Source organism: Pusillimonas sp. NJUB218 (assembly GCF_003788685.1).
Lineage (GTDB): Bacteria > Pseudomonadota > Gammaproteobacteria > Burkholderiales > Burkholderiaceae_B > Neopusillimonas.
The window spans coordinates 1-1,658 of sequence record NZ_NQMK01000021.1; the positions used below are offsets into that span (position 1 = coordinate 1).

Below are 1,658 nucleotides of genomic sequence, written 5' to 3' on the forward strand. Positions count from 1 at the left end.
CCCCCTCTGTCACACTAGTTGTCCGGTTGTTTGATTTCATTTTTTATAAACTCAAGGGGCGGATGGAGTGCTGCAATGCCATCCTACAGTGCCGAGCTTAAGGCTCAACTCGTCAAAAAGATGATGCCACCGCACAATCAGAGCGTTACCCAGATCAGTCAGGACAGTGGCATCTGCACGGCCACGTTGTATGCTTGGAAAAGACAGTTTCAAGCTAAAGGATTTGTGGTGCCTGCAAAGAAATCTCTTCCCGATCACTGGGATGCCAAGGCCAAGTTGGCAGCGATTATCCAAACCGCTGCGATGAACGAGGCCGAGCGTTCCGAGTATTGCCGTCAACATGGACTGTACCCCGAGCAACTGGACGCCTGGAAAGACGCATTCGAGTCCTCTGACGCCGAAGTGGGGCCTGTGACCAAGGCGGTACTTTCCAACGAACGCAAGAAATACAAACGCCTGGAAAAAGAATTACTGCGCAAGGAGAAAGCGCTGGCTGAAGCCGCAGCGCTGCTGACTTTATCAAAAAAAGCCCAGGCCATCTGGGGCACCAACGAGGACGACTGATCCCGGTTGAGATGAAACAGATGGCCATCACCTTGATCGATGAAGCGATAACGGCTGGCGCGCGTTGCCACAAGGCCTGTGAGGTTATCGGGATTACCTGCCGAACCCTGCGCCGTTGGCGCAGTGTTGACACGCTGCTTGACCGACGCCAGCAGCCCACTGCCCGGCACCACACGCATGCGCTGAGTGGTGCAGAAAAAGCCTGGATTCTGGCGCTGTGCAATAGCCCCGAACACCAAAGCCTGCCACCCTCGCAGATCGTTCCGCGTTTGGCGGATCAGGGCGTTTATATTGCATCTGAGTCCAGTTTTTACCGGGTGCTGAAAGCACACGATCAATTGAACCGGCGCGGCCGTGCGCAACCACCCCGCCAGGTGCCTGCGCCCAAAGCGTGGGTGGCCACCGGGCCTAACCAGGTCTGGACGTGGGACATCACCTACTTGCCCGGCGCAATACGTGGGCAGTTTTACCGTCTTTACATGATTATTGATGTCTATAGCCGCATGATCATGGGGTGGGAAATTCACACTGAAGAACTGGCATTGCATGCCGCGAACTTGATCGACAAGGCGTGTTTGCGCCATGAGGTGCGTCGTGATCAGTTGGTGCTGCATTCGGATAATGGCAGCCCTATGAAAGGGGCCACGATGTTGGCGACCCTGCAAAAACTGGGGGTCGTACCATCGTTTAGTCGTCCGTCGGTCAGCAACGACAACCCGTATTCCGAGGCCTTGTTCAAGACCTTGAAATACACCCCGGCGTATCCGCGTCGAAGGTTTGCTGACCTCACTCAAGCGCGAGCCTGGGTGCAACGGTTTACGACTTGGTACAACACCGAACACCGGCATAGTGGCATCCAATTCGTCACGCCCGTTCAACGGCATCTCGGACAAGACCGCATGATTCTGGCCCGACGCAAAGCCACTTACGAGCTGGCCAAACAGGCCAGACCCGATCGATGGAAGAGTCGTCAAACGCGTGCGTGGCATCATGTCAGTGAAGTCTGGTTAAACCCAGCAAAGGTCGATGGCGAAACGGCGGGAAAATTAAAGTTTGCTGCATGAAATATCGGACATCTTGTTTGACAAATACCG

The 1,658-nt window shown here is 54.8% G+C and carries 1 pseudogene; it reads left to right on the forward strand.

The window, feature by feature from the left end:
- Positions 1-75: 75 nt before the first annotated feature.
- A pseudogene (locus CHR62_RS15520) lies at positions 76-1,628 on the forward strand (IS3 family transposase).
- Positions 1,629-1,658: the final 30 nt, after the last annotated feature.